General features: G+C 61.4%; 21 protein-coding genes. 6 read left to right on the plus strand and 15 right to left on the minus strand.

The window, feature by feature from the left end:
* The first annotated feature begins 103 nt into the window (after window positions 1-103).
* Together FHX06_RS12065 and FHX06_RS12070 are read left to right on the plus strand one after the other, a co-directional pair.
* Window positions 104-1,132 (plus strand): LacI family DNA-binding transcriptional regulator, encoded by a 1,029-nt coding sequence (locus tag FHX06_RS12065; RefSeq protein ID WP_183879425.1) that lies wholly within the window; start codon window positions 104-106, stop codon window positions 1,130-1,132.
* 152 nt (window positions 1,133-1,284) lie between these two features.
* Entirely contained in the window at window positions 1,285-2,097 is an 813-nt protein-coding gene (locus FHX06_RS12070; protein ID WP_113212153.1) for a TIM barrel protein, read from the plus strand.
* 3 nt (window positions 2,098-2,100) lie between these two features.
* On the opposite strand, the gene cobM is transcribed toward FHX06_RS12070, so the two are convergent.
* A complete protein-coding gene (gene cobM / locus FHX06_RS12075) occupies window positions 2,101-2,859 on the minus strand; it encodes a precorrin-4 C(11)-methyltransferase (protein ID WP_113209529.1) in 759 nt (252 codons plus the stop codon).
* A gap of 4 nt (window positions 2,860-2,863) precedes the next feature.
* The gene (cbiE, locus tag FHX06_RS12080; RefSeq protein WP_183879427.1) at window positions 2,864-4,093 is read right to left on the minus strand and encodes a precorrin-6y C5,15-methyltransferase (decarboxylating) subunit CbiE; all 1,230 of its coding nucleotides are present in this window, start codon (window positions 4,091-4,093) and stop codon (window positions 2,864-2,866) included.
* Between cbiE and FHX06_RS12085 the strand changes: the two genes are divergently transcribed.
* A complete protein-coding gene (locus FHX06_RS12085) occupies window positions 4,092-4,862 on the plus strand; it encodes a cobalt-precorrin-6A reductase (protein ID WP_183879429.1) in 771 nt (256 codons plus the stop codon). The two genes, cbiE and FHX06_RS12085, sit on opposite strands and share 2 nt — an antisense overlap.
* Here FHX06_RS12085 and FHX06_RS12090 read toward each other — a convergent pair.
* The 5 genes from FHX06_RS12090 to cobF form a co-directional block, all read right to left on the minus strand.
* On the minus strand, window positions 4,826-5,590 hold the full coding sequence (locus FHX06_RS12090) for a precorrin-3B C(17)-methyltransferase (RefSeq protein WP_183879431.1): 765 nt from the start codon (window positions 5,588-5,590) through the stop codon (window positions 4,826-4,828). The genes FHX06_RS12085 and FHX06_RS12090 overlap by 37 nt on opposite strands.
* Window positions 5,587-6,312, minus strand: coding sequence for a precorrin-2 C(20)-methyltransferase (locus tag FHX06_RS12095; RefSeq protein ID WP_113015647.1), 726 nt, complete (start codon window positions 6,310-6,312; stop codon window positions 5,587-5,589). The genes FHX06_RS12090 and FHX06_RS12095 overlap by 4 nt, the downstream gene beginning before the upstream one ends.
* Window positions 6,309-6,941, minus strand: a complete 633-nt coding sequence (locus FHX06_RS12100) for a precorrin-8X methylmutase (RefSeq protein ID WP_112541339.1) — start codon at window positions 6,939-6,941, stop codon at window positions 6,309-6,311. The genes FHX06_RS12095 and FHX06_RS12100 overlap by 4 nt, the downstream gene beginning before the upstream one ends.
* A gap of 2 nt (window positions 6,942-6,943) precedes the next feature.
* A complete protein-coding gene (cobG, locus tag FHX06_RS12105; protein WP_113015645.1) occupies window positions 6,944-8,305 on the minus strand; it encodes a precorrin-3B synthase in 1,362 nt (453 codons plus the stop codon).
* A 77-nt stretch (window positions 8,306-8,382) separates the two neighbouring features.
* The gene (gene cobF / locus FHX06_RS12110; RefSeq protein ID WP_113015644.1) at window positions 8,383-9,147 is read right to left on the minus strand and encodes a precorrin-6A synthase (deacetylating); all 765 of its coding nucleotides are present in this window, start codon (window positions 9,145-9,147) and stop codon (window positions 8,383-8,385) included.
* Between the two features lie 200 nt (window positions 9,148-9,347).
* Between cobF and repA the strand changes: the two genes are divergently transcribed.
* The 3 genes from repA (at window position 9,348) to FHX06_RS12125 (ending at window position 12,857) form a co-directional block, all read left to right on the plus strand.
* On the plus strand, window positions 9,348-10,544 hold the full coding sequence (repA, locus tag FHX06_RS12115) for a plasmid partitioning protein RepA (RefSeq protein WP_113015643.1): 1,197 nt from the start codon (window positions 9,348-9,350) through the stop codon (window positions 10,542-10,544).
* Entirely contained in the window at window positions 10,541-11,530 is a 990-nt protein-coding gene (gene repB, locus FHX06_RS12120) for a plasmid partitioning protein RepB (RefSeq protein ID WP_183879433.1), read from the plus strand. Before repA ends, repB begins: the two co-directional genes overlap by 4 nt.
* A 196-nt stretch (window positions 11,531-11,726) precedes the next feature.
* Window positions 11,727-12,857 (plus strand): RHE_PE00001 family protein, encoded by a 1,131-nt coding sequence (locus FHX06_RS12125; RefSeq protein ID WP_183879435.1) that lies wholly within the window; start codon window positions 11,727-11,729, stop codon window positions 12,855-12,857.
* Window positions 12,858-13,009: 152 nt separating this feature from the next.
* On the opposite strand, the gene FHX06_RS12130 is transcribed toward FHX06_RS12125, so the two are convergent.
* From FHX06_RS12130 to FHX06_RS12165, 8 genes are all read right to left on the minus strand, one after another.
* Complete coding sequence (locus FHX06_RS12130) at window positions 13,010-13,726, minus strand: Bax inhibitor-1/YccA family protein (RefSeq protein WP_112541345.1); 717 nt, start codon at window positions 13,724-13,726, stop codon at window positions 13,010-13,012.
* 20 nt (window positions 13,727-13,746) lie between these two features.
* Window positions 13,747-14,514, minus strand: coding sequence for an anti-sigma factor family protein (locus FHX06_RS12135; protein ID WP_113117822.1), 768 nt, complete (start codon window positions 14,512-14,514; stop codon window positions 13,747-13,749).
* The gene (locus FHX06_RS12140) at window positions 14,501-15,040 is read right to left on the minus strand and encodes a sigma-70 family RNA polymerase sigma factor (RefSeq protein WP_112541371.1); all 540 of its coding nucleotides are present in this window, start codon (window positions 15,038-15,040) and stop codon (window positions 14,501-14,503) included. Before FHX06_RS12140 ends, FHX06_RS12135 begins: the two co-directional genes overlap by 14 nt.
* Before the next feature lie 180 nt (window positions 15,041-15,220).
* Window positions 15,221-16,498 carry an oxalate decarboxylase family bicupin gene (locus FHX06_RS12145; protein WP_112971557.1) on the minus strand — a complete coding sequence of 426 codons (1,278 nt, stop codon included), beginning with the start codon at window positions 16,496-16,498 and terminating at the stop codon, window positions 15,221-15,223.
* A 29-nt stretch (window positions 16,499-16,527) separates the two neighbouring features.
* Complete coding sequence (locus FHX06_RS12150) at window positions 16,528-19,644, minus strand: efflux RND transporter permease subunit (RefSeq protein WP_183879437.1); 3,117 nt, start codon at window positions 19,642-19,644, stop codon at window positions 16,528-16,530.
* 3 nt (window positions 19,645-19,647) lie between these two features.
* On the minus strand, window positions 19,648-20,835 hold the full coding sequence (locus FHX06_RS12155; protein ID WP_183879439.1) for an efflux RND transporter periplasmic adaptor subunit: 1,188 nt from the start codon (window positions 20,833-20,835) through the stop codon (window positions 19,648-19,650).
* A gap of 341 nt (window positions 20,836-21,176) precedes the next feature.
* Window positions 21,177-22,793: an MFS transporter gene (locus tag FHX06_RS12160; protein ID WP_183879441.1), complete on the minus strand. Its 1,617-nt coding sequence runs from the start codon at window positions 22,791-22,793 to the stop codon at window positions 21,177-21,179.
* Window positions 22,790-23,941 (minus strand): HlyD family secretion protein, encoded by a 1,152-nt coding sequence (locus FHX06_RS12165; RefSeq protein ID WP_183879443.1) that lies wholly within the window; start codon window positions 23,939-23,941, stop codon window positions 22,790-22,792. Before FHX06_RS12165 ends, FHX06_RS12160 begins: the two co-directional genes overlap by 4 nt.
* Between the last annotated feature and the right edge of the window lie 2 nt (window positions 23,942-23,943).

Below are 23,943 nucleotides of genomic sequence, written 5' to 3' on the forward strand. Positions count from 1 at the left end.
GAATAGGTTGACTTCGCAGAGCCCTCAATGCAGGCTTGATATATTCTCTCAAAAGCCATCAGAAACGGCTTTCATTCATGATTGAAAACTATCAGGATCAACCATGCGTCGCCCGACCATATCAGATCTCGCCCAAGCCTCCGGCGTCAGTGTTGCGACCGTCGATCGCGTTCTGAACGGGCGCCATCGGGTGCGGGAGGAAACAGCGCGGCGGGTCTATGATGCGGCCCAGTCGATCGGCTATCACGCCGTCGGCCTGATCCGACAGCGCGTCTTCGAGGATCTGCCGCAATATCGGCTGGCCTTCTTGCTGCAAAAGCCGACCCAGCCGTTCTACCAGGCCTTCGCCCGCGAAATCGAAACGGCGGCGCGCAACGTGACCAGCGCGCGCATCCAGACGCAGGTGGAACATCCGTCCGCCGCAACACCTGCCGCCATCATCGAAAAGATCAAACTGCTCGGCGCGAGGAACCAGGCGGTCGCGCTTGTCGGCCCGGATTATCCGGCTGTCACGGCTGCTATCGAGGAACTGAAGGGACGCGGTATTCCGGTCTTCTCGCTGCTTTCGGATCTCGCGACCGGCGTCAGGGACGCTTATATCGGCGTCAACAACCGCAAGGTTGGACGCACCGCAGCCTGGATGATCGCAAAGGCGGCCCGCCGGCCGGGCAAGGTGGCCTGCTTTGTCGGCAGCCATCGTTTTCATGGTCACGAGTTGCGCGAGATGGGATTCCGCTCCTATTTCCGCGAGGAAGCGCCTGACTTCGAAGTGGTCGAAACGCTGATCAATCTCGAAACGCCTGAGATCACCCATGAGGCGACGCTGACCCTTTTGCAGAAACACCCCGATCTCGTCGGCCTCTATGTCTGCGGTGGTGGCATGGAGGGGGCGATTTCGGCATTTCGCGAAGAGGGGATCGGCGGCCGCACCGTGCTTATCGTCAACGAGCTGACGGCAGACAGCAAGGCCGGTCTCGCCGACGGCATCGTCACCATGGCGATCGGCACGCCGCTGCCAGCACTCTGCAAGGAAGTGGTGTCACTGATGACGGGTGCGCTCGAACAGGGCGAGATTGCCGTTCCCGGCCAATCATTTCTGCCCTTCGAGATCTTCCTGCCGGAGAATATCTAGATGATGGAATTCTATCATTGTCCCGGAAAATCTATCAGCGATGATAGAGTCTGTGCCCGCCCGGCCTATGGCTTGAGCGTGAAATTCCAGTAGAGATTCGATCAGACAGTCATAATGCTTCTCATGCATGAGGAGCGAGGAGGAGATTTCGCATGGCATCCGTCCGTTTCGCGCTGAACCATATGGCGGCACCTTCGCTTTCGATCGAGGATTTCTTTGCACTTGCCGCCTCGCTCGACATCGATGCGGTGGAGATCCGCAATGATCTCTCCGGCAATGCCATTCTCGACGGGACAAAGCCCGATGTCATCAAGCAGGCGGCCGCCCGCCATGGCGTCGCAATCATCTCGATCAACGCATTGCAGCGCTTCAACGAATGGAACGCGACACGCGAGCGGGAAGCCCGCGAGCTGATCGATTATGCAAGGGCGGTCGGCTCGCGGGCGCTGGTTCTGGTTCCGAAGAATGACGGCACGGGAACAGCCAATGGCGAGCGACAGGCCAATCTGCGTGAGGCTCTGACTGCACTCCGGCCGATGCTCGATGCGGCCGGTATCGTCGGTCTCGTCGAGCCGCTCGGTTTTCAAATCTGCTCGCTGCGCTCAAAGGCGGAAGCAGCCGATGCGATCGAGACGCTGAATGCGCAACCAACCTTCCGGCTGGTGCACGACACCTTCCATCATCACCTTGCCGGCGAAACTCCCTTCTTCCCCCATCTGACCGGGCTGGTGCATATTTCCGGCGTCAGCGATCCTGCGGTTTCCGTCTCCGATATGCGCGATCCTCACCGTGTTCTGGTCGATGCCGACGACCGGCTCGGCAATGCCGCCCAGATCCGCGCATTGCTGCAGGCAAGCTACAAAGGCCCCTTCTCTTTCGAGCCCTTCGCATCCGAAGTGCATGCACTGAAGGATCCCGGCGCAGCCGTGAAGGCGAGCATGGATTATCTCGTCGCGAAGGTCTGAACCCTATTCGCGACCGCGGAAACGACGCTGATAGGCCGGGTCGTAGAGCGAGCTTTCGCGGAAATCTTCCGATCCGAGCGAGCGACCGACGAAGATGATGGCCGTGCGCTCGATCGGCTCGGCCGCCACCTTTGCTTCGATATCGGCGAGCGTGCCGCGCAGGATACGCTCGTCCGGCCAGGTGGCTTTCACCACGATGGCGACAGGGCAATCGGCGCCATAGAGCGGCGTCAACTCCGTCACGACCTCGGCCAGCGCATGGATGGCGAGATGGATTGCCAGTGTCGCTCCCGTCGCGCCGAATTTTTCCAGCGTTTCTTCATTCGGCATCGGCGAGGCGCGGCCCGATACGCGCGTCAGCACAAGGCTTTGCGCGACGGCCGGGATCGTCAGTTCACGCCCGAGCGTTGAGGCTGCAGCTGCAAAGGCTGGGACGCCCGGCGTCATCGTGTAGTCGATGCCGTGTTTCTCCAGCCGGCGGATTTGCTCGGCGACTGCGCTCCAGACGGAAAGATCGCCGGAATGCAGTCGGGCGACATCCTGACCGGCATTGGCGGCGCGGAGATATTCGGCCTCGATCTCGTCAAGCGACATCGGCGCGGTATCGATGATGCGCGCGCCTGGCGGACAATATTGCAGGAGCTCGGGCGAGACGATGGACCCGGCATAGAGGCAGACAGGGCATTTGCCGATCAGGTCGCGTCCGCGCACGGTAATGAGATCTGCTGCACCCGGTCCGGCGCCGATGAAATGAACGGTCATTCTTCTATTCCTTGATCCAGCACCACTGCGTGACGGGCATGGCCGGTCGCCAGCCGCTCATGCCGCCGACGGGAGCGGCGCGGGCAATTTCGATTTTCGTCAACGTGCCACCGCGCGCGCCGTATTCTTTGAGCAGCAATGCTTCCATTTCCAGCGTAACAGCATTGGCAACGAGCCGCCCTCCCCGCTTCAGTGCCGTGATCGCCGCGTCCATGACGCCGGCCTCGCTGCCACCGCCGCCGATGAAGACCGCATCCGGCACGGGCAAGCCGGCGAGTGCTGCGGGTGCCGTGCCTTCGACAAGGGCAAGCTGCGGCACGCCGAAGGCAGTGGCATTGCGGGCGATGCGGGCAGCGCGTTCCGGCGCCTGTTCGATCGCGATTGCTTGCAGCGACGGATCAGCCAGCATCCATTCGATACCGACAGATCCTGAGCCGGCGCCGATGTCCCAGAGGAGTTCACCGTGCCGTGGCGATAGCGCCGATAGCGTGACGGCGCGGATCTCCCGCTTGGTAATCTGTCCGTCATGCTCAAAGAGTTCGTCGTCGATGCCGGGGGCATAGGGCAGGATACGCGCGCCCGCACCTGCCACAACCTCGAGGGCGCAGACGTTCAGAGTGTCGATCGCGTCGAAATCGAAGCCCGCGGCTATAGCGCTGCGGATGCGCTCTCGCCCGCCGCCGAGCGCTTCCAGCACCGTCAGCCGCGTCTCGGCAAAGCCATTGGCGACAAGCAGATCGGCGAGTGCCTGCGGGCCTTTCTCGTCCGAGGTCAGCGCCAGAATATGCCTGCCGGCATGCAGATGCGGGCGGATGAGATCAAGTGGGCGTCCGTGCAGCGAGACACAGGCTGTCTCCTGCAGCGGCCAGCCTAGCCGTGCTGCCGCCAGACTGAAGGCGGAGGGGGCCGGGATGGTATGCATTTCATCGACAGCGATGCGACGCGACAGCGTTGCGCCGACGCCGTAGAGGAAGGGATCGCCCGAGGCCAGAACGACGACGGGCGTACCACGCCGCGCGACGATCGCCTCGACCGATTTTTCGAAAGGGCTCTGCCAGGCGAAACGTTCGCCCGTGATCAGTGTGCCGACAAGTTCATGATGACGTGCACCGCCGAAGACGGCCGGTGCGGCGGCGATCAGACGCTTTGCCTCCTCGCCGAGCCCGTCTGGACCATCTTCGCCGATGCCGATAAGAGTGAGCCAGCGCGGGACGGAGGGGGAGCTGTCAGACATGGAGAAGACCCGTATCCTGATCCTCGGCGGCACCAGCGAGGCGCGCAGGCTGGCTGCAGCGCTTGCCCCGCGGGAAGACCTCGACATTCTCCTGTCGCTGGCCGGCCGCACGGAGGCTCCTGCCCAGCAGCCGGTTCCCGTTCGCGTTGGGGGTTTCGGCGGGGCAGAGGGTCTTGCGGCCTTCCTGACGGAAGGAGGCTATGATCTCCTGATCGATGCCACCCATCCCTTCGCCGAGCGCATTTCGGCAAATGCCACGGCGGCCGCCGAACGTACCGGTATCCCTGCGCTCGCGCTCGTCCGTCCTGAATGGGTCCCGGAACCTGGCGATCATTGGCATATCGTGGCCGACATTCCGGCGGCGCTTGCCGCACTTGGGCCGGCCCCGCGCCGCGTCTTCCTGGCGACCGGCCGGCAGGGCGCTCATCATGCCGAAATCGCTCCACAGCATTTCTATCTGGTCCGTAGCGTCGATCCCGTCGATCCGCCGCTTGCCCTTGCCGATGTCGAATATCTCCTCGACCGCGGCCCCTTCACGCTCGAAGGCGAAATCGACCTGATGCGGCAGTATCGTATCGATGCCGTCGTTACAAAGAACAGCGGTGGTACGGCGGCCTATGCGAAGATCGAGGCGGCACGCCTGCTTGGGCTCAAGGTCGTCGTGATCGCGCGCGCGCCTGCGGCCATCATGAAGTCGGTCGAAACGGTGGAAGCGGCGCTCGAAGCGATCGATCATCTCGTCTCCCCGGCCAAGAAGCGCGGCGTGTAGATCAGGTCCGGCTGGCCATCGCGGGGGATCACCCGCGTCTCCTGCGAACCGATGATGACGCAGGTCGCCATGTCGGCAACGGAAGCATCGGCCGCGTCCAGCGGCTGCACGGTGATCCGCTCGTCGGGCCGGCCGGCCGCACGGCCGAAGATTACGGGCGTCGTGGCTGGCAGATGCCGGCGCAAGAGCCCGAAGGCGGTGCCGAGCTGCCAGGGGCGAGCCTTGCTGATCGGATTATAGAGGGCGATGACGAAACCGGCTTGTGCCGCAAGAGCCAGGCGGTTTTCGATGATGGCCCAAGGCTTCAGATTGTCCGAGAGCGACAGGGCGCAGAAATCATGGCCGAGCGGTGCGCCGACACGGGCGGCAACCGCAAGCATTGCGGTGATGCCGGGCAGGACGGTGAGATCGACGCCACGCCATTCTGCCGGCCCGTTGTCGATCGCCTCGCAGACAGCAGCGGCCATGGCAAAGACACCGGGATCGCCGCCCGAGACGACGCAGACATCGGCGCCGTTGGCAGCAAGCCTCAGGGCGGCCCCTGCCCGGTCGAGTTCCTCCCTGTTGTCGGAAGCATGGCGGCGCTGGTCGGCCCGCAGCGTCAGACGGTCGAGATAGGGACCGTAGCCGAAGAAATCACTGGCGGCTTCGACGACGGCCATCGCCTCCGGCGTCATCTGCTCCGGATTGCCGGGACCGGTGCCGATTACGAACAGGCGCCCGCTCATCGGCTGGCCTCCCAGCCGGGCACCAGCACCAGCGAGAAATAGGGCGCATCGCCCTCGCCCCGTTCGGCAAGCTTCACCATGGCGGCATTGGCCATGGTGCCGCGCTCGACATAGAGCGCGTCCTTGAGACGGCCGGCTGCCTCCAGCGCGCGCCGGATCTTCGGCAGGTTGCGGCCGACCTTCATGATCACGGCAGCCTCGGTATCGGCAAGACGGCGCGTCAGCTCCTGCTCGCCCATCGTGCCCGGCAGCACGGAGAGCACGTCGTCGCCCTGGACGATCGGCATGCCTGCCAGCGACCAGCAGCCGGACATGGCGCTGATGCCGGGAATGACTTCGGTCGGATACCGCTGCGACAGGCGCACATGCAGATGCATATAGGAGCCATAGAAGAGCGGATCGCCTTCGCTCAGTACCGCGACCGTGCGACCCGCTTCGAGATGACGGGCAACGGCATCGGCCGAAGTATTATAGAATTCCGTGATGCGGCTCTGGTAGAGCGGGTCACCTTTGTCGAGTTCGGTCGTGACGGGATAATAGAGCGGCAACAGTTCGATGCCCGGCTTGAAGAGATGCTCGACGATCGCCTTGCCGTTGCCGCCTCTGCCCTGCTTGGCGAAATAGGCAATGACGTCCGCCCCCTCAACGGCGCGCACCGCCTTGACGGTCAGAAGCTCGGGATCGCCGGGTCCGGTGCCGACGCCGATCAGACGGCCGCTCATAGGCCTGCCCTCGACAGTGCATTGATGGCGGCCGCCGTCATGGCGCTGCCGCCGAGCCGGCCGCGCACGATCGCATAGGGAACGCCATAGGAATTTTCGGCAAGTGCATCCTTGGATTCGGCGGCGCCGACAAAGCCGACGGGCATGCCGATGATGGCCGCAGGCTTCGGCGCACCATCCCCCAACAGTTCGAGAAGGTGAAAGAGTGCCGTGGGCGCGTTGCCGATCGCCACGACGCTGCCTTCGAGCCGATCAAGCCACAGATGCAGGGCGGCGGCCGAGCGGGTATTGCCCGTCTGATGGGCGAGCTCGTGGGTGCGCGGATCATGTAGCGTACAGATCACGTCGTTCTTGGCCGGAAGGCGCGCACGGGTCACGCCATGCGCCACCATCTCGGCATCGCAGAAGATAGGTGCGCCGTCCTGTAAGGCGATGCGTGCAGCGTGAACGAAATCGGGCGAGAAGACGAAATTCTGCGCCGCCTCGACCAGGCCGCATGCATGGATCATGCGCACGGCGACGTCGGCTTCTTCAGGCGAAAAACGCGACAGATCGGCTTCGCTGCGAATGATCGCGAAGGAGCGCTCGTAGATCGCGTCTCCGCTGCGGATATAATCGTAGTCTGGCATTGCTATTCCTGTTGCAGCGCCTTGGCGAGACCAATAGGCCCAAGCCTTCTCAGGCAATTGGCACTCGACTCGCCGGCGCCTCTCTTGTCTTCGATCAGCCGGGCGAGCCTCTCTATAGCGAAATCGATCTGTCCGCCAGCAATCCTTGCGGCCGGTCCGTCTGAAGCGAGCCCGTTGATGACAAGGCCGTAGCCTTCGGCCGAACCGACAATCGCCAGATCGGCGCGCCGGTGCGCGCAGCCCTTGGCACAGCCGGAGAGGTGAAGCTTCAGCGAGCCGTCAAAGAGATCGGGAACCTGGTCGATCAACTGGCCGGCGAGAGCTCTGGTATCGTAGAAGCCCGAGGCACACGCCCCCGCCCCGGCGCAGGCAGCGATCTGCTCGGCCGGCTCGTTCGCCGTGACGCTCAAGCCATGATCGACGGCTGCATTTTGAATGTCCGGAATTGCCGTCTCGGCTAAACCAATCAGGAAGAAACCACGATCCGGGGCCAGCCGGATTTCCCTTGCGCCGGCGCTTTCGGCTGAAGTGAGAAAGGAAATAAGATCGGCGGCCTTTGCCTGGCCGAATTTCAGGCGCACACCGAGTACCGCGTCGCTGTTCCGCAGTCTCGTGATGCCAACGAAGGACGATTTCCTTGGCGCGGGACGGATGGATCGAATGCTATCGATCTGCGGAAAATGCGCGCGTAGCATTGCCGCATTGATGTCGCGGGCGCGAGCCCGCCTGCCGTGTGCAATCAGTATTTGGAGCAGATCGCTTACCGCGTCGACAGCGGCATTCGCGATGCCGAAGGCCAGTGGGATTGCGCCCTCTTCATCGCCGGCTATTGAAACCAGCCACTGCCCTTCGGGCTGTGCGACGATGCGGATATCGGCAACGAGGGCGGACAATGAAAACTGACCGCCCCCATCGATCAGGAGGGAGAGTTTCGGAGCAAGGTCTGGAGAGCGGAGAAGGTCGCTGAGCTTGCTCCGCAGCATCGCTTCCATGTCCGCCGCATCGGCGATCTCGCCAGCATCGATGCCGTGCAGTGGCGATATCTCGATCGCCACGCCATCAGGTAGGATGATGCCTGCTACATCGATCTCCGCAGCCAGCGGCCCGACGGACTCGCTGCGAAGACCCCGGATCTGCAGATTGCCGCGCGCAGTAATTTCAACAATGCCGTTTCCATGTCGCGCCGCTGCCGAAGTCAACTGACGGAATTGCAAGGTCGTGAGGGCGCCACCCGCTGGCCGCAGGCGGACGAGCAGGCCATCGCCCGTTTGCATGGGAGTTGCAAGCGCTGGGCAGGCGCCACGTTGCATGCCCACGACATCAGGCCTCTCTGTGTCCAAGATTTTGCCGGCGGCGCTGCGCATTCGTCCATCCTTTGGCCCATCTCTTACATGATCGCGCCGGACGCAGCAAAGCGAGATCGATTCGTCGACCGGAACAATCAGTCCTCGAAATCGCGTCCCTTGCGCAGCAGATAGATGTCCATGATCCAGCCATGTCGCTCTCGCTCTTCGGCCCGGAGCCGGAGGATGTCGTCGGCCATATCGCCAAGTCGGCCCGAACGGATCACTTCGTTCTCCGTGCCGAGATAGGCACCCCAGAAGATCTCGGCATCGGGATCGTCGATCTTCGCAAAGGCCTGCTCGCCATCGAGCATGACGACGGTGCTTTCATGTGTCAGCCCCGTTTCAGTCAGTCGCCGGCCTGTGGTGATTTCGACAGGCTTGCCGACGAGATTGAGAGGAATGCGATGGCTGGCTGCGAGCGCCTGGATGCTGGTGATGCCGGGAACGACGCTATAGTCGAAAGAGCAGGCGCCGCCGCCGCGCACTCTTTCGATAATACGGATGGTGCTGTCATAGAGACTCGGATCGCCCCAGACGAGGAAGGCACCGGCCCCGTGTTCCGACAGGTCGTCGATCAGCCCTTCATAGATATGGGCGACCGCGGCATGCCAGTCGTCCACGCTCTGGACATAAGTCCGGTCCTTTGTTGCGCGCTTCGGTACCTCGAATTCAACGATGCGGACGCCTTTGCCGGTCAAATACCGCTCACAGATGTCCCGGCGCACTGCGGCGAGATCGGACTTCACAGCTCCCTTCGTCGGGATGAACACGACATCGGCAGCGTTCATCGCGTTGATCGCCTGAATGGTAAGATGCTCGGGATTGCCTGTGCCGATGCCGATAATATGAATATGCCGCACGTTATCTCCTCTCGGATTCCAGAGGTTTCTGCCGTCAACGCGGATCTTTCGCAAGTGTGGCGAATGAGTTGGCCGCGGCCAACTTTCTATCCACATGGTTATCAGCGTCTTTATTGTCGGCTCGCCCCGAATCATGTCATCTTCGATACGCTTTTTGACGCTATGTTGATGAAAAAGCGCTTTAAGAAGGGGCAAGTGTTTTGGACAACATTAGCGTATCAACTACCGATATTCGCATCGAGCGGCATGCCACGCAGCTTTCGCGCCAGCTCAAACTGCTGCGTGACAAGCTTTTCCCGCCGCTTTCGCAAAAGACCCTCCGGACTTTCACGTCAGGAGAGGCAGCCCAGATGATCGGTGTCTCCGACGGCTATCTTCGCCAACTGTCGCTTGATGGCAAAGGTCCGCAACCCGATGTGTCGCAGAATGGTCGCCGTTCCTACACTCTCGGCCAGATCAATGAGCTGCGCCAGCACATGGCGAAGATCAAGCCGAAGGACGCACTTTCCTACCTGCCGTCGCGGCGCGATGGCGAGAAGCTGCAGACCATTGCCATTACCAATTTCAAGGGTGGCTCGGCCAAGACGACGACCACGCTTTATCTGGCTCAGCACCTGGCGCTGGAAGGCTACCGCGTCCTGGCGATCGATCTCGATCCGCAGGCTTCGCTTTCCTCCCTGCTCGGCGTCCAGCCGGAGTTCGACCTGGCCGATGGCGATACGCTCTATGGTGCGATCCGATACGATGCGCATCGTCGCCCGCTGAAGGATATCGTCCGCAAGACCTATTTCGATGGTCTTGATCTGGTGCCCGGCAATCTCGAACTCATGGAATTCGAGCACGAGACGCCGCGGGCACTGAACGATCGCCAGAAGCCGGAAGAGCTGTTTTTCCGTCGCGTCGGCAATGCGATTGCGGAGGTTGAGAAGGATTACGATATCGTCGTGATCGATTGCCCGCCGCAACTTGGCTACCTGACGCTCGGTGCCGTCTGTGCTGCCACCTCGCTCCTGATCACCATTCACCCGCAGATGGTCGATGTCGCCTCCATGTCGCAGTTCCTGCTGATGACCTCGGATCTTCTTTCGGTCGTGCGCAAGGCCGGCGGCGACCTGCAGCATGATTTCATCAAATATGTCGTCACCCGCCATGAACCTTTCGACGGACCGCAGTCGCAGATCGTGGCGCTCTTGCGCAGCCTTTTTGGGGATGACGTATTGACCGCGACGATCCTGAAATCGACGGCGATTGCCGATGCGGGTCTGACCAAACAGACCCTCTACGAAATCGAAAAGGGGCAGGTTCGCCGCTCCACCTATGACCGGGCACTGGAATCGGTTAACGCCGCCAATGGCGAGATTCTTGCCAGCATCCATAAAGCATGGGGCCGCAGATGAGCAGACGAGATCGACTGAAGGGCTTGTTCACCGACACGGCGCAGGAGTTGGCCGCGGCCAACTTCGAGGAGACTTCCGTGCGTGGTGCTGCCGGCCCGGTGCGTACCATGGCACTGACTCTCGGCCGCATGGAGGAAGAGAGCAGGGCGATGGAAGAGGCGCTGCTATCGGGCGAACACATCGTTGAACTCGATCCTGATCTGATCGATTCTTCCTTCATTCGTGATCGCCTCGCCGATGAGCCGCTCGACATGGAAGACGAGCTGGTTCAGTCGATTGCAGAAAACGGCCAGGAAGTGCCGATCCTTGTGCGGCGAAACCCGCATCATGACGGCCGCTACCAGGTCGCCTATGGTCATCGTCGTCTTCAGGCCGTCAAGCTGCTCGGCCGAAAGGTGCAGGCCGTCATCCGCAAGCTCGACGATACCGATTTGGTCATCGCCCAGGGCATCGAAAATTCTGCGCGGCGCAATCTCTCCTATATTGAGCGAGCCGTCTTCGCACTCAATCTCGAACTCAAGAAGTTCGACCGTCCCGTCATCATGAAAGCGCTCTCGACCGACAAGACGGAATTGTCGAAGCTGATCTCCGTGGCAAAGACCATTCCCGCCGATATCGTCCAGGCCGTGGGTGCTGCGCCCGGCATCGGTCGCAGACGCTGGATGGCACTGGCTCAGGACTGGACGGATGCAGCCGCCGCGCGTCTGACGAAGCTGATCGGCTCTTCCACCTTCAATGCCGTCGAGAGCGACCGGCGCTTCGAACTCGTTGTCGCGGAGCTTTCGAAGAAGGAGGAGGTCAAGGCCGAGAGCACTGAATACGAATGGCGGCCCGCTAATGGCGGCAGGATCGCCGGCCGTATCAAGAGTTCCGGCACATCCTTTACCATCGCGCTCAAGACCGGTGACGCGCCCGATTTCGGTGCCTATATTTCCGGTCGTCTCGATGAACTCTACGAGGCTTATAAGGCGGGGAAAGCCGACTGAGGCAGAGCAATCGGAGCCTTCCGCGTGCTCCGATCTTGCTGTTGATCAGGATGTGGGCAGCGCTTCGATCCGAAAAACCGGGTGAAAACTGCTGCAACTGTATCGGTGATGTTGTCCGTGTCTTCGCACAGTGAGATAACTGACGGAAGGAAATGCGGGTTTCGCTTCCCTTTGTGAGAATCCATTAAGCCTAACAATGCGCTACGAAATTGATGCCGCAATGCTCCAGACGCTGCTTCCGGCCATTGCCGGGGCGGAAGATGCGCTGGCGCGGCTCGATGAGCGGGTGGCACGCTCCCCAGTGGGGCAGGGCTTTGCCGAGCGCAGTCATTTCTTCGATGCGGCCGGTGCCCTGTGGGTGGCGGGCGAGCTTGTGCATGTCGAAGATCTCGTTCTGCACGACGCCCGTATGGATAGCCGGGCACCGAGCCATGAGCTGACGATCGCCCATTCCGTGCTGCGGACCCGCCGTAGGATCGAGACCGCCGATCCCGGCTGGGCACTGAGCCCGGCGGGCCTCGGCGTGTTGACCGCCAGCATGCTGGAAGGGCAGGAGAGGGCGCCCAACGCGGATGGCGCAGAGCCCATCGAGAGCGAGCCGGAGGACGAGGACGACGAGGCGCCGCTTGCCGCCGAAATCGCCGAGCTCGACGCTCTGCTTGCTCGCTCGCAAAGACTTCTCGATCGCCACGCGGGCAAGAGCGTCGTGGATGAGCTGACGGAGGCCATCCCTTCGCCGCTCGATGAGGATCCGCTCGGCCTGTTCGGCGACGATGAATGGAATGAGGAAGAGCGGCTTCAGGAGTGGCGCGGTCTTATCCCGCTTGCCGACGAACTGCCGCCGAGCCTCACGGCCGCCATCCTCTTCGATGCCTGGGAGCGCATCGAGCCCCTGCGCCGCCAGCATTGGCTGGGTGGCCTGCTGATTGCGAGCAGCCTGCGTGCCAGAGGCAAGGTCACCTCGCATCTCTTTTCGTTCAACACGGGGCTGAAACAGATCCGTCACGAACGCAGGCGTTCGCGCGATCGAATTACGCGCCTGCAGGCATTTCTCGATGCAATGCGGGAAAGTGCCGTCACCGGCCTCAAGGAGATCGATCGCCTGTCGCTGGCGCGCACGCAAATGGAGCTACGCTTCCGCGGCCGCCGCTCGAACAGTAGTCTGCCGCAGCTTGCCGATTTCATCCTGTCGCGGCCGATGGTGTCGGCCGCCATGGTTGCCCGCGAACTCAGCGTGACACAGCGCGGCGCACTGAACCTGATCAACGAGATCGGCACCCGCGAAATCACCGGTCGTGGCCGCTACCGGGCCTGGGGCATTCTCTGAGCCGACCATCCAAGATCTGGACAAATGAAAACGGCCGGGCATCAAGCCCGGCCGTTTCCTAAGAGTGAGCACCCGATCCGCCATCCTGTCACAGATTTCGAACCGGGCGCTCTGCGCTTCCATTGCCCCCAGAAGCGCGGTCCCTATTCCTGCTATTCCCGCTCACCGGTGAAGTTGAGCAGAAGCTGGAAGATGTTGACGAAGTTCAGGTAGAGCGAGAGAGCGCCGAAGACGGCCAGCTTCTGGTTCGATTCCTGATCGTAGTTTTCTGAATACTGTTCCTTGATGTTCTGCGTGTCGTAGGCGGTAAGGCCAACGAAGACGACGATACCGATCACCGAGATGGCAAACTGCAAGGCAGACGAACCGAGGAAGATATTGACGATCGAGGCGATGATGATGCCGAACAGGCCCATCATCAGGAACGAACCCATCTTCGAGAGGTCACGCTTTGTCGTATAGCCGTAGAGGCTGATAGTGCCGAACATGGCCGCAGTGATGAAGAAGGTCTGGGCGATGCTCGTCTTGGTGAAGACCAGGAAGACGGAGGCGAGCGACAGGCCCATCACGGCGCAGAAGGCCCAGAAGGTCATTTGAGCGGTGCTCGATGACATGGTCTGGATACGGAACGAGAAAAAGAAGACGAAGGCGAGCGGCGCCAGCATCACCACCCACTTGAGCGGCGACTGGAAGATTGGCACGTAGAGTGCCGGTGTAGAGCCGACAACGAAGGCGACGATACCGGTGATGACCAGGCCAAGCGCCATGTAATTGTAGACGCGCAGCATGTGCTGGCGGAGGCCTTCATCGAAAAGGACCTGGGTATTGGCGGCGGAGCCGGTACCATAGCGGGGATTGATCGGATTCATGACTGATCTCCTCGGTTAAACTAGTAGAGCGATCGGGCAAGCCGTTCGGCCGCCTGATCGAGATTGGTGCCTTTGTTGTCGGCGATCAGCGCATAAGCGACCTCGCCGATCTGCCAGTAGGCGGCTTCTGTTCTTTCAAGCGCGATATGGCTGACCGGCTTCACCTCGAAGGCGCCCGGTCTGACGGCGAAGAGCGACAGGCGCTTGCCGTCGGCTTCCTCGATTGCCATTTCGACACTCGGCCCGAATTCCGACGGGAAGACCTGCACATCGGCAACCTTCCAGTCCTTGGGTAGCTCGGGCATGACGATTGCGGTCGCAGCACGGATATCCTCGGCGCTGTAGGCTCGAACCTTCTGCGACGGAATGGTTTCGCGAAGGGCGGCCGTGCGATAGGCGCGCACCGCATCCTCGACATAGGCCGGAGCCGGAACCGAAGCATTGACTTCCGTTGCCGTGAAAGCGCCGAAGGAATTATGAGCCACCCAGCCGGCGGCAAGCAGTACGCCGACGGCGGCGATGCGCTGCATGGAGTGCAGGATACGGCCATAAGAGAGGCCACGTTCCAGCCTGCGGGCCGCATCGCGCGTCTCGGCGCGTCCGAAGGCGCTTTCGCCTGCCAGCGCAAGACGCAATTCACCCTTCATGCTGAGATCGGCCATGACCTTTGCGGCAATCGCCGGATTCTCTGAGAGGTAGGATTCGACCTGAATGCGCCGTGAGACATCGAGCTCGCCGTCTACATAGGCGTCGAGATCGGCATCGATGATTGGATCAATCGCTTTCATTGCCGTTCCCTCCAATTAACCTCAGATGCGAAACGCGCGGTGTCTTCTCCTCGAACTCGCGCAACTGGGCGCGGGCGCGGGAAATGCGCGACATCAGCGTGCCGACAGGAATGCCGAGTGCATTGGCCGCTTCCTGGTAGGACAGGTCCTCGATCGCCACGAGATGCAGCGCTTCGCGCTGTTCCTCCGGCAGATCGAAAAAGGCGTTGCGCACCTGCTGCAGGCGTACCGCATGTTCCTGTGCGGCCGGCAGCGACTGTTCCGCCTCCACCGCCGCCTCATCATGGCGGCGCGTCAGCGAGCGTGTCTGCCGCACGCGGTCGATATGCGCATTGTGCAGGATGGAAAGCAGCCAGGTGCGCAGGTTTCCGCCGCTGCGAAAACTCTTGCGCTTCTCGAAAGCCCGGACCAGCGTGTCATGCACCAGATCCTCCGCCTCGTCCGAATTGCGCACCAGCGAGCGTGCGTAGCGCCGAAGCGCTGCGAGCTGACCAATGACATCGAAGGGGCGATCTTTCCGTTCCATGATTGAGTATACGAAAGCATCGCGGATTTTATTCCGCGGCGATGCAGAATTTTTTCGAATCTGCGGGAAAGGGCGTGCCGCTATACGGAAAACGCCAAAAACCTCCGCCATTTGTCACGGCGGAGGTGGGTTTCGTGCAGTCTCGATACGAAGGATCAGCCTTGACATGATCCCTTGGGGTCAGTCTTCGAGCGTGATCCCCCGGGGTCCGCTTTTGGGCATGATGCCCGGCTGGTCGGCAGGGAATTTCGCAATATCCTGCACGCTGATATTGAGGTGTTGGGCAACGAGGGCTGCCGGCGTATGGGTGAGCCACGAGGAGAGGCCGACTTCCTGATATTCAGCCACCTTGAACACGGCGACGAACTGAAGGTCCGTCTTGCCCGTATTTTCGATGATATGGCCCTGGCTCCTTTTGACATAGCCGATATCGCCGGGCCGGAAATCGGCGGTCTGGCTGCGCGGGCCGGCATCGAACACCGTCATGCGGCCTTCGCCCTTCATCCAGTACTGCCATTCATCGGCATTCGGATGCCAGTGCATTTCGCGTACGCCGCCCGGCTTGATCGTCTCGATCGCAGCGGCAATCGTCTTGGAAACCTTGAAGATGCTGCTGTCGGCAAGCTGGATCGTGCCCGAGACATTCTGCTTCAGCGGCGCCGAAGCCGTCAGCCGATAGGTAAAGGGGTAGGGTGGCAGGCCGCCGGAAGCCACGGCCTCCTGGTCGGCCGAAAGCGGACCCGGCTCCTTGCCCTGGAAGATCCAGAGATCCTGCAACGGGATGTTCTTGAACGTGTCCTGCGGCACGCCGAAATTCTTGGCGAGCAGTTCCGGAGAGGTGTGCGCCAGCCAATCGGTCAGGAGCAGGGTGCCATATTCGGACTGCTCGCCCTCATCGAAGACGAGGACGAATTCGGCGCCTTCAGGCCCGAGACCCTGCAGCGAGTGCGGGTAACCTGCCGGAAAATACCAGAGATCGCCGGCCTCGACGTCCTGCACATAGGCCCGCCCCTGCGGATCAAGCACAGTCACCCGGCAGCGGCCGTTTGTCATGATCGCCCACTCGGCAGCCCGGTGCCAATGCATTTCACGGATGCCGCCGGGGCCAAGGCGCATGTTGACGCCGGAGACCGCTTCGGAAATTGCAAAATCGGATTGCGTCACTTGCCGTGCCCAGCCGCCGTTCTGAATGCGCTTCGGCGCATTGTTGAACGACCCCCAGAAGAGCTGCATATCGCCAACATCGGTTGCCGGCGGATTGCCGAATGAGGGGAACTGGTCATTAAGGGCGGGGTTCTTCGGACCGGGATCGGAGAGCCCGGCAGGATTGGCGTTGATTGCGCCTTCTGCCGGCTGATCGGGATTGCCGAAGCTCGCTGCATGCGCCGCACCCGCCGCAAGTGCCGTTCCGCCCATCGCTCCGAGCGCTAGAACCGTGCGTCTAGAAAGAGGTTCCATGTTTTTTTCCTTTCGTTCGATTGGGAGGGTTATTCCGCCGGGGCTTGGGTTGGGGCGTCGGTGGTGGCGTGCCGTTTGCGGCTGACGAATTCGCTCAGCTTTTCCAGGTAGAGATAGACGACCGGAGTGGTGTAGAGCGTCATCACCTGGCTGATGAGCAGGCCACCGACCATGGCATAGCCGAGCGGCTGGCGCAGTTCCGAGCCGGTGCCGTGGCCGAGCATCAGCGGCAGGCCGGCAAGAAGTGCCGCCGCTGTCGTCATGATGATCGGGCGGAAGCGCAGGAGACAGGCCTGACGGATCGCGTCTTCCGGCGACAGTCCCTGCTCGCGCTGGGCGGCGATGGCGAAGTCGATGATCATGATGCCGTTCTTCTTGACGATGCCGATCAGCAGGATCACGCCGATCAGCGCGATCACGGTAAAGTCGAAGCCGAAGGCCCAGAGCATGACGAGAGCACCGAGGCCTGCGGAGGGAAGCGTCGACAGGATCGTCAGCGGGTGGAAATAGCTCTCGTAGAGTACGCCGAGGATCAGATAGATCACGGCAATCGCTGCAAGCACCAGCAGCGGTTCGCTTGAGAGCGAGCTCTGATAAGCCTGAGCGTTGCCCTGGAACGTGCCGATGACCGTTGCCGGCTTGCCGAGATCGGCCTCAGCCTTGCTGATCGCGGCAACCGCCTGGCTGAGTGCGGTCCCCTTTGCAAGGTTGAAGGAGAGTGTAACGGCCGGAAACTGGCTCTGGTGGTTGACGGCAAGCACGGCTGTCGGCTCCGTCGTCTGCTTGACGAGCTCGCTCAAGGGAACCTGCTCGCCGGTCAGCGGCGATTTGATATAGAGACCGTTGATCGCCAGCGGCGACTTCTGGAACTGCGGCGCAAGCTCGAGAACCACATGGTAGCTGTTCAGATCGGTGAAATACTGGGTGACCTGGCGCTGGCCGAAAGCATCGTTAAGCGTATCGTCGATCATTTGCGGCGCAATGCCGAAGCGCGATGCCTGGTCACGGTCGATCGTAAGCGTCACGGTAGCGCCGCTATTCTGCTGGTCGGTGGCGACATCGGTCAGCTCCGGCAGCGTCTTGAATGTGGCAAGCAGCTTGGCTGCCCAGTCATCGAGTTCGTCGGAATTACCGTCCTGCAGCGTATACTGGAACTGCGTGGCCGAGGCCCGTCCGCCGACATTGATATCCTGCGCCGGCTGCAGGAAGAGTTCTGCACCCTGCATCTGCGCGAGTTTCGGACGAAGCCGGTTGATGATTTCGCTTGCCGAGGCATCGCGCTGGTCTTCAGGCTTTAGCGTGATGAACATGCGGCCGTTATTGACGGTCTGGCCAGATCCGCTGCCGACGGCCATGCCGACGGTCGCAACCCCGGGATCGCTGGAAACGATATTGCCCGCCTCGATCTGGAGGCGCGACATTTCAGCGAAGGAAATATCCTGCGCGGCTTCGAGTGTACCGGTGATCAGGCCGGTGTCCTGGATTGGGAAGAAGCCCTTGGGAATATTGACGAACAGGAAGCCGGTTGCCGCAAGCGAAGCGATGAAGACTGTCATGGTCAGCCGGTGATGGCGCAGCGCTATATCGAGCGTGTAGCGGTAGGCGGCAAGAAGCCCGTCGAACGCCTTCTCGCTCATTGCATAAAGCCTGCCATGGTTGGCGTCTTTTTCCGGCTTCAGGAAGCGTGAGCTCATCATCGGTGTGATGGTCAGCGAGACGATTGCCGAGACGACGATCGTCATCGTCACGGTGATTGCGAACTCCCGGAACAGCCGGCCGACAATGCCGCCCATCAGGAGCAGCGGAATGAAAACGGCGACGAGCGAGATACTGATCGAAATGATGGTGAAGCCGATTTCGCGGGCACCGTCGATTGCCGCCTGTTTCGGCGTTTTGTCCATCTCCATATGGCGATGGATGTTCTCGACCATCACGATCGCATCGTCGACGACGAAACCGACGGCGATACTCAGGCCCATCAGCGAGAGATTATCGAGGCTGAAGCCAGCGACATACATCAGCGCCAATGTGGCCAGGAGCGCCAGCGGCACGGTGACGCTCGGGATCACCGTCACCCAGACATTGCGCAGGAAGATGAAGATCACCATGACCACAAGGGCGATGGTAATGACAAGCGTCGTTTCGACATCCGCCACCGAGGCGCGGATGGTAGTCGTCCGATCGCTGAGGATGGAGAGGTGGAGGGCGGCCGGTGCGATCGCTTGAAGCTGCGGCAGGGCAGCGCGGATCGCACCAACCGTATCGATGATATTGGCGCCCGGGAGCTTAAAGATCGGCAGGAGGATCGCCCTCTTGCCATCGGCCCAGGCCGCCAGCTGATCGTTCTCCGGTCCGTCGATCGCCTGGCCGATATCGCTGATGCGGACCGGAGCGCCGTTGCGATAAGCGACGATCGAATCGTTCCAGGGGGCGGCCTTCAGGAGCTGGTCATTGTCATAGATCGTGTAAGTGTGTTCTCCACCCTGCACACTGCCTTTCGGTGAGTTGCTGGTGATGCCGATCACGGCGCTGCGGATATCCTCAAGGGAAAGTCCCATCTCGGCGATCTTGCCGGGATCGATCTGCAGCCGTACGGCCGGCTTCTGCTGTCCGAAGACCAGAACCTGCGAAACGCCGTCGATCTGGCTGACATGCTGCGCGAGCACGCTTTCGGCAAAATCGTCGACTTGCGTCAGCGGCAGCGTATCCGAAGTGAGCGCAAGAACCATGACCGGCGGATCGGCGGGATTGACCTTGCGATAGGTTGGGGGCGAAGGCAGGTCCGTCGGCAATTGCCCTCCGGCCGCGTTGATTGCGGTCTGCACGTCCTGGGCGGCGCTATCGACGTCGCGCGACAGATCCAATTGCAGAGTGATCGCGCTCGAGCCGAGCGTGCTCGTCGAGGTCATCTGGGTGACGCCGGGGATCTGGCCGAACTGCCGCTCCAGCGGCTGGGTTACCGCCGATGCCATCGTCTTCGGATCGGCGCCGGGGAGCTGTGTCGAGACCTGGATCGTCGGAAAATCGACTTGCGGCAGGGGTGCCACCGGCAGGAGAGGGTAGGCGACGATACCGATGCCGAAAAGGCCTGCCATCATTAGCGAGGCGGCGATCGGCCGCTCGATGAACCAGGAGGAGATCGACATGACCTATTCCTTGCTGGCGGCTTGCGTGGCGGCCGCCTGTTGAATGCTGACATGAGTGCCGACATCCAGCCGATACTGGCCCGACGTGACGACCTGTTCGTTGCCGGTAAGGCCCTTTTCGATGACGGCGTGGCCGCTCTCGATCGGCCCGGGGATGACCTTGCGCACGGCAGCCGTGCCGGCAGCATCGATAACGTAGACGAAGAAGCCGTCCTCTCCCCGCTCAAGTGCTGCGGAAGGAATGGTCACGGCCTTCTGAAGCGTCTGCTGCTTGACCCTCAGCGTCACGAATTGACCAGGCCAAAGCGCATCATCCTTGTTCTCAAAAATCGATTTGATGCGGATCGTACCGGTTGTCTGATCGATTTCGTTGTCGATGAGCGCGAGCGTGCCTGACGCAAGCTGCTGCGACTGGTCCATCGACATCGCCGTCACCTCGACCGGTCCGGCCTTCAGCGCGTTACGCACTGCGTCGAGATCGTCCTCACGCAGTGTGGAGATGACAGTGATCGGCTGCGTCTGGGTGATGGTGACGATCGGTGTCGTATCAGTCGTCTGGACTTCGTTGCCGGGATCGACCCGACGTATACCCGTGCGGCCGTCGATCGGTGAGCGGATCTCGGTATAAGAGAGCGACACGTCAGCAGCCTCCTTGGCGGCCTGATCCTGCGCAAGCTGTGCCTGCGCACTTGCCACCATGCTTTGCTGCTGCTCGACGGTTTCCTGCGTAACGATCTGCGGGTGGGACAGTTGCTGGTCTTTGACTAGCAGATATTGGGCATTGGCGAGATCGGCCTGGTCCTGCTTGATCTTTGCGGCAGCCTGATCGTCGGCTGCCTGGAAAGGGCGAGGGTCGATGATGGCGAGCACGTCGCCCTTCTTGACGGGTTGTCCCTCGACGAACATCACGCTCTGGAGCTCTCCGTCGACACGCGTCGTGATGTTGACTGTATAGTTCGCCTGCACCGTGCCGAGACCGTCAAGATAGACGGGTACGTTGGTAACGGTAGGTGTGGCGACTTCGACCGGCACCGCCGGCGCGCCAGGCTCCGGGGCCGCAATGGTCGGCTCCGTTCCTGCAAACCAGAAGGCTGCGGCCGATCCACCCGCAACGGCGAGAACGGCGATGGCAGCGAGGATCGCCGGTTTCCGGCGACGACGGGGTTCACTCACGATGCGGATGGATGTCACTGCCGGCTCCATGGGCTAAAGGTCGAACGACGCTGCAACGGCCACCGGCATGGGCGGCCTCTCAATCTGTTTCCTGAATTGAAGGGTTGGTGCCCGGGCCAGGTGTCAGGCTGCCGATTATCTGCAACCCCACCGGCGCTTCTGTGTCCTGCCGGATCAATTCAATGCGAGAAGGCTACGTCCGGGCGAGCATTGGCGCATCTATACGCAGGTCTAGTTGCCGTTCCCCTTAGGTATACGCTCCCGCATCCGGGTGGCGGCGGCACGCAGAAGAACCGGCGCGAAAAGGCATTCGAACCGGTTCTCTGCACCTGTTCAAAGCCAGATTGGGTGTTACCCGGTCAGCGGGCTGTGACCGGATTCGCACCGGCCGCCGGCGGGTTCTTGCGGAAATCGGGATGCAGCGGTCCGAAGGGCAGGGCGCCCATGCAGGCCACAAGGGCAAGCCCGGCGATCGCGGAACAGAAAGACAGGACGAACATATCGGCATAGGCAAGCACGTTTGCCTGCGCACGGATATCAGCCGCAACTGCCGAGAGGGCTTGGAGACTGCCGCGATGGCTCGTCCCGAACAGCGTCTCCAGCTTTGCCAGGACACCGTGAAGATTGATCGACGATCCCGAGATCGGCCCGGTCAGGATGTTGGAATGATACTGCTCGCGCTGTCGAAGCCAGGTGTTCAAAAGACTTAGCGCCAGCTCGACGCTACCGAGCCGGATCACCTGGATATAAGCGGATACCGCCGTCGAGCGTTTCGGGTCGGAATTGGCAATCAGGTAGACGACCGTCGCGAAGAAGGCAAAGGATTGCCCCGCCGTATGGAGGAGCACAACCGGCAGGAAGTTAAGGGGTGCCCATATGGTTGTGAGATTTGATCCCAGCAGCGAGCCGAGCGCCATCGCGCTCAGTCCCATCATGATGCAGAGGCGCGCGTCGATCCGGCGCAGCAGGAAGATCGCTAATGCAATGAATAGAAAGACCGGGATGACCGCACCGAAAATGTAGAGTTCAGAGATGGCGATCGGCCGCAATCCGACGACCGTTTGCAGAAAGCCCGGAATGGCAATCGAAGCGCCGGAACTGGCAAAGGTGAAGGCGATGATGATCGCGTAGCCGATACCGATATTGCGCGACAGGATCACGCTCGCATGCGCCCAGGGATTGGCAACGACGCTCTCGTTGATGAGGAAGCCGATGAAGAGAATGGTACCGCCTGCCAGCAGCGATGTGACAACGCCGGAATTGAACCAGTCCAGCCGGTTACCCTGATCGAGACCGACATAAATCATCGTCATCGAGCATCCGAGCAGCATCATGCCGCCCCAGTCGGCGTCCTTGAGCAGGCTTAAATTGATCTCTTCCCTGGGGGCGCCGATGATGAGGAGAAGGGCGATGATCGGTGTGACGATCACATCCTGCCAATAGGCCCACTGCCAGCCGAGATAGTCGTCATAGATGCCGACGAGCACGAAGCCGAGATTCTGCGACAGCGGAACGCGAAGCGCGTAGATCGAAAGGCCGATCAGCCAGTACCTCATGTCGAGATTGCGAAAGATCACCATGATGGTGGCCGGGATGAAGACGCCGAGCAAAAGGGCTCTTGCCGCATGCAGCACAAAGAGCATCGCGCCGTCATGGACCATGGGAATAACGAGCGAAATGCAGGCATAGACCAGGGTCGTCGGGATCATGACCCGTCGCACGCCGAATACGGTAACGAGCCAGGCGACGGCCGATGAAATGAGGATCTGCGGTGCGTTGGCGACGGTGCTGAGCCATGAGGCTTCGTCGAAGCCAAGCGAGTAGGCGCCGCGAAGATCGGGCAGGCCCACGGCAAAGACACGCGTGTCGAAGCCGACGACGAAAGAGGCGAGCAACAGGGCCGTGACAATGAGAAGCGGATGGCTGGTCGTCGTGCCGCTGGTCAGTGGACCAAAGGCGCGCGGAGCCGCACTCATTGTTCCAGGTCCGGCTTGGTATCGACGGTCACGACGGCCGACATTCCGGGCTTCAGCTTATCAACCAGCGGCTGGCCGGGATCGAAGACGATCTTGACCGGGACGCGCTGGACGACCTTGGTGTAGTTTCCGGTCGCATTGTCGGGCGGCAGCAGTGCAAAGATCGAGCCGCTTGCCGGCGACAGGCCGATGACCTTGCCATGCAGCAACTGACCCGGGAACGTGTCGATGGTAACGTCTGCAGATCGGCCTGGTGTGATCCGTGAGAGCTGCGTCTCCTTGAAATTTGCGGTGATATAGACGCTTGGAAGCGGAACTTCAGACACGAGGCTGGTGCCGGCTGCGACGAAATCGCCTTCATGGACGAGCCTGCGGCCGATGACACCATCGAAAGGCGCGTAGATGCGGGCATAGCCCTGGTGGATCAGGGCTGTGTCGAGCGAAGCTTGGGTGGCATCTACCTGAGCCTGCAGCAGCGGAGATTGCCCGTTCAGAACATTCAACTGTGCCTCTTGCTGCGCGATCGAGGCCGCCGTCGATCTGACCGAAGCCTGGGCCTGCAGATAGGCTGCCTGCGCCTGCTGCAGCAGCTGTTGCGAGGTCGCACCGCCGAGGCTGGTCTGACGGTGGAACTCCTGTTCTGTCTGGGTCTGCTGGGCAAGAGCTGATGCGTTCTGCGCTTCAGCGACCTGCACGACGGCCTTCTGCAGTTCGATCTGGTTTGCGAGATTGGCAAGCGATGCATTGGCAGCTGCAAGATTGGCCTTCGAGACCGCGACCGCAGCATCAAATTCCCGCGGGTCGATTTCGGCGAGCAGCTGGCCCTTCGTCACCTTCTGATAGTCCGTGACCGGGGTGCTCTGGACGATGCCGCTGATCTGGGCGCTCAGCGTCGAGACGTCGGCGCTGACCACGGCATCGTCAGTCGATTGATGCGATGCACCTGCCACCCAGCGGTTCCAGTCGATGGTCACGATAGCCACTCCCCCACCCACGAGCGCGATGGCGAGGAGGGGGATGGCAAGCCGTCTCAACGAACCTGCGGCTGCCGGGGAGGGCGCAGCCGGAGGAACGGGAGCTTCCGGTGGCGGAGGCGAGCGGGCGGGCTCGGACGGACTAAGACTGGTGATGGTGATCTGCTTGGCCATGG

It is taken from the genome of Rhizobium sp. BK512, assembly GCF_014194915.1.
Taxonomy (GTDB): Bacteria; Pseudomonadota; Alphaproteobacteria; order Rhizobiales; family Rhizobiaceae; genus Rhizobium.